The 4,089-nt window shown below is 72.4% G+C and carries 4 protein-coding genes; 3 read left to right on the top strand and 1 reads right to left on the bottom strand.

Annotation, left to right across the window (positions count from 1 at the left end; genetic code table 11):
- Window positions 1-73 precede the first annotated feature (73 nt).
- Complete coding sequence (locus ACFW1A_RS39215) at window positions 74-475, top strand: OsmC family protein (RefSeq protein ID WP_380418256.1); 402 nt, start codon at window positions 74-76, stop codon at window positions 473-475.
- A 50-nt stretch (window positions 476-525) separates the two neighbouring features.
- A complete protein-coding gene (locus ACFW1A_RS39220; RefSeq protein WP_380418258.1) occupies window positions 526-990 on the top strand; it encodes a CBS domain-containing protein in 465 nt (154 codons plus the stop codon).
- Between the two features lie 30 nt (window positions 991-1,020).
- Here ACFW1A_RS39220 and ACFW1A_RS39225 read toward each other — a convergent pair whose 3' ends face one another.
- Window positions 1,021-2,061 carry a hypothetical protein gene (locus tag ACFW1A_RS39225; RefSeq protein WP_380418260.1) on the bottom strand — a complete coding sequence of 347 codons (1,041 nt, stop codon included), beginning with the start codon at window positions 2,059-2,061 and terminating at the stop codon, window positions 1,021-1,023.
- A 332-nt stretch (window positions 2,062-2,393) separates the two neighbouring features.
- On the opposite strand from ACFW1A_RS39225, the gene ACFW1A_RS39230 reads away from it, so the two are divergent.
- On the top strand, window positions 2,394-4,076 hold the full coding sequence (locus tag ACFW1A_RS39230) for a beta-1,3-glucanase family protein (protein ID WP_380418262.1): 1,683 nt from the start codon (window positions 2,394-2,396) through the stop codon (window positions 4,074-4,076).
- The last annotated feature ends 13 nt before the right edge of the window (window positions 4,077-4,089 follow it).

Below are 4,089 nucleotides of genomic sequence, written 5' to 3' on the forward strand. Positions count from 1 at the left end.
CCCCGGGCCCCCGGCCCGGGGAGCGCGGGTAGTCTGACGGACCGTCGGAGGCCGTCGCACCGGAGGAGCGGGCATGGGTGAGTTCGAGGTCGTCGTGGGCGCGGGTTCGCTCCGGAGCGCCGGGGACGGGGCGGTCACCCTGCCGCACCGGTGGACCGCGGACGGCGTCAGCGTCCGGACCGAGTTCACCGGCGCGCACCTGCTGCACCTGTCCGCCGCCGGGTGCGTACTGAACGACCTGTACCGCGAGGCCGTCGCCCTCGGCATCGAGCTCGCCGGGGTCCGGGTGACGGCGTCCGGCGGCTTCGACCCGGCGGACTGGAGCTCGACCGGGATCCGCTACGCGGTCGAGCTCGACTCGGCGGCGCCCGCCGCGGCACTGACCCGGCTCCTGCAGCAGGTGGACGAGGTCGCCGAGATCCCCCGGACGCTGCGCGCGGGCGCACCGGTCCACCGGGTGGACCTCGGTGGATAGTGGGTAAGAGGGGACGCGAGGCGCGCAGGCCCACCCTCGAAGGAGATGTCATGCCCCTGACTGCTGCGAAGGTCCTCGCGGCCAAGCCCAACGGCGGCCGCACCGTGTACACCATCGGCAAGGAGAGCCCGGTACTGGACGCGATCCGGCTGATGGCCGAGAAGGGGGTCGGGGCGCTGGTCGTCCTGGCCGACCAGCGGATCGCCGGGATCGTCTCCGAGCGCGACTACGCCCGCAAGGTCGAACTCCTCGGCCGCACCGCCGGGGAGACCAGGGTCGAGGAGATCATGACCACCGCTGTCCGCTACGTCGAGCCGGAGCAGACGGTCGACGAGTGCATGGCCCTGATGACCGAGCACCGCATGCGCCACCTCCCGGTGCTGGACGGCGGCACGCTCAGCGGCCTGATCTCCATCGGCGACCTGGTCAAGTCCCAGATCGCCGACCAGCAGTTCACCATCTCCCAACTGGAGCACTACATCCAGGGCACTCCCCCGACCCTCGGCCGGCTGTAGTCGTCGGGCACGCCGGCTCGCGCACCCGGGTCAGGAGTCCACCAGCACCGACAGCACCAGGACGGCGTCCAGCTCGGGGTGGTAGCGGTAGCGCAGGGTGAGCGGCCGGTGGTGGCGCTGCTTCGGGTTGAGCTCGACCACGTAGTCCTCGGCGTGGCCTCCCGACTCCGGGTCGGGGCGGCCCAGCCGCGGGGTCAGCGCGAGCTTCGCGCCGGTGTCGTTGACGGACCGGAGCTCGACCGGCCGCAGGGTCTCCCAGGTATGGACCTCGGCCGCGTCGGAGAGCGCCACGAAGACCTTGCCCTCCTCCCGCGCCCGCTTCGTGAGCCGGTCGTGCACCTGGGCGGCGGACTCGGCGGCCGTGAGCTCGCCGACCGCCCCCGACCCGGCGGGATCGACGGACGCGGCGGGCGGCACGGCGCCGATCCGCTCCAGCGCCTCGTCCACCTCGTCGGCGAACTCCTCGTCCACCTCCTCGCGCAGGGCCAGCAGCATCCGGGTGGCCTCCTCGGCGTACTCGCCGCCGATGTCGTGGAAGTGCTCGGCCCGGGCCACCTCGTTCTCCCAGTTGTCGTCGATCAGGTCCTCGCGGCGGACCACCTCCGCTGCCTCGTCGCGCAGCGCCGGGTCGAGCTGCGCCAGGGCGACCGCGGCGGCCCAGCGCAGTTGGACGGCACGGGCGGGAGCGGACTGGCCGGCCTGCGGGTCGGCCACCGCAGCGCGCAGCGCGGCGACCGCCTCCTCCCGGTACTCCGGCCCGAGCGCGGCGAGCGCTTGCGCGGCCCAGATCCGGTCCTCGTCGAAGGCTCCGGTGAGCATGGCCGGCCCGCGCAACCGCTCGGCCAGCGCCGCGCGGTGCCGCGGGGCGTAGTCCGCCAGCGCCTCGGCGGTCTGCTCCGCCAGCGACATCGGGAACTCCCGCCCGAGCACGATCGCGGCCGCATACTCCTGCCCCGCCTCGCCGGCCGCACCCAGGGTGCGGACCGCCGCGGTCAGCTCGGGCCAGGGGGTGCCCTCGGCGCGCAGGGTCCGCCGCAGGGCGAGGATGTCCCGGCCGGTGGGTCGATCCATCGTGTGCTCCTTCGTTCGCATTCGCGCGGCGCAGTCTAGGAGCAGCGGCCGACAGCGGCAGGCCGGGCCGCCCCTCCGGACCGGCGAACGCCACCACCGGTGAACGGACACCAACAGGTCTGCACACGGCGGGCCCAGCACCCCCACACCGTCCGCAGAGTGCATGACATTTCCAATACTTGAAGCTTAAGCAGACTTCAGCGCTGACATATCTTCAGGTCTTGTACTTGACTGGTATAGGCCACCGGACCATATTGACTCCCGCTGCAGCATCCGCGACGGCCGGCCACCGTCGTCGACCCCCACCTTCCCTGCCCAGTTGGGACCTCCAGATGATCTCGCGTCGCAAGCTGCTCACCGCTGCGGGGACGGCCACGGCCGCCCTGCTCGGTGCTCCGCTGCTCATTTCCGAACTCGGCCCGGCCGCCACGGCGGCCGGGCCCACCCTGCCCCTGACGCTGCGCAACACCTCGGGCAACAACACCGTCTACGCCTACATCACCGGCTCCGACAGCTCGAACCGCCCCGGTTTCGTCGGCCCGGACGGCGCGTTCCACGTGCTGGCCAACCCCTCCGCCACGCTGACCCCCGTGCCGGACTACTCCATCCCGCTGGGCAGTTCGGGCGGTGCGGGGGTGGCGCTCACGCTCTCGCAGTACGTGACCGGCGGCCGGGTCTGGTTCAGTGTCGGCAACAAGATCCAGTTCTTCGTGAACCCCGCCGTGGGCGGTGGCCAGCCCGGCCTGGTGGAGCCCGGGTTCAGCACCAGCGACCCCAACTGGCTGACCAACTGGTCGTTCTGCGAGTTCACCTGGAACTCCGCCAACCTGTACGCCAACATCAGCTACGTCGACCTGGTCGCCGCGCCGATCTCGATGGCGAGCACCGGTGCCGCCGGCAACCTGTCGGTCAGCCCGCTGCCGGCCGGGGCGCTGGGCTCGATCGCCAACGGCCTGGTCGCCCAGCACGCGACCGACGGCGCCCCCTGGGACCGGCTGGTGGTGAAGGACAGCGGCGGGACGGTCCTGCGGGTGCTCGCCCCCACCCACTCGCCGGTCTCCTTCGGCAGCTACTTCGGCCCGTACGTGGACCAGGTCTGGTCCCACTTCCAGTCCACCCCGCTGACCGTCGACACCCAGAACCCGGCCTTCGGCGCGTTCACCGGCACGGTCAGCAACGGCGTGCTCACCTTCAACGGCCTGAACACGGACGGCGTGGCGTTCACCAAGCCGAGCACCGACGACATCTTCAGCTGCGCCAGCGGCCCGCTCTACAACTCCGGCGGCGACGCCCGCGGTGCGGTCGCCGCCCGCCTGTCCGCCGCCCTCAACCGCTCCACCCTGCTGGCCTCCGGCGGCGCCCAGCAGCCCAGCGGGGTGACGGCCGGTCAGTACTACCAGAACGCGATCACCAACCACTACGCCCGCCTGGTGCACGCCAACGCCAGCATCGGCTACGCCTTCCCCTACGACGACGTGGGCCCCACCGGCAGCCAGCCGGTCGACGGGCACCTCCAGGACCCGGCGCCCACCTCGTGGACCATCACCTTCGGCGGCGGGGCCACCGGTGGCGGCGGCGGTGGCGGTGGCGGCGGCGCGAAGGTCAGCGCCTACAGCACCATCCAGGCGGCCTCCTACACCTCGCACAACGGCACCCAGACCGAGGCGTGCTCGGACACCGGGGGCGGCCAGGACGTCGGCTGGATCCACGCCGGCTGCTGGCTCGGCTACGCCGGCGTGGACTTCGGCGCGAGCTCGCCCCGGCGCTTCCTGGCCCGCCTGGCCTCGGGCGCGGGCGCGGGGATCAGCGGCGGCGTCGAGGTGCGGCTCGACAGCCCGACCGGGACGAAGATCGCCGAGATCGACCTCGGCAGCACCGGCGGCTGGCAGTCCTGGCAGACCGTGCCCATCAACCTGGCGGGCACCGCCACGGGGGTGCACGACGTCTACCTGACCTTCATCGGCTCGACCTCCGACTTCGTGAACGTCCACTGGTTCACCTTCTCGGCGACCTGAGCCGGTCCCGCCC

The organism is Kitasatospora sp. NPDC058965 (assembly GCF_042741245.1).
In the GTDB taxonomy this organism is placed as follows: domain Bacteria; phylum Actinomycetota; class Actinomycetes; order Streptomycetales; family Streptomycetaceae; genus Kitasatospora.

Excerpts from the sequence above, each read along its gene's own strand:
- ACFW1A_RS39215 (WP_380418256.1), top strand. The coding sequence starts at position 74 with ATGGGTGAGTTCGAGGTCGTCGTGGGCGCGGGTTCGCTCCGGAGCGCC.
- ACFW1A_RS39220 (WP_380418258.1), top strand. The coding sequence starts at position 526 with ATGCCCCTGACTGCTGCGAAGGTCCTCGCGGCCAAGCCCAACGGCGGC.
- ACFW1A_RS39225 (WP_380418260.1), bottom strand. The coding sequence starts at position 2,061 with ATGGATCGACCCACCGGCCGGGACATCCTCGCCCTGCGGCGGACCCTG.
- ACFW1A_RS39230 (WP_380418262.1), top strand. The coding sequence starts at position 2,394 with ATGATCTCGCGTCGCAAGCTGCTCACCGCTGCGGGGACGGCCACGGCC.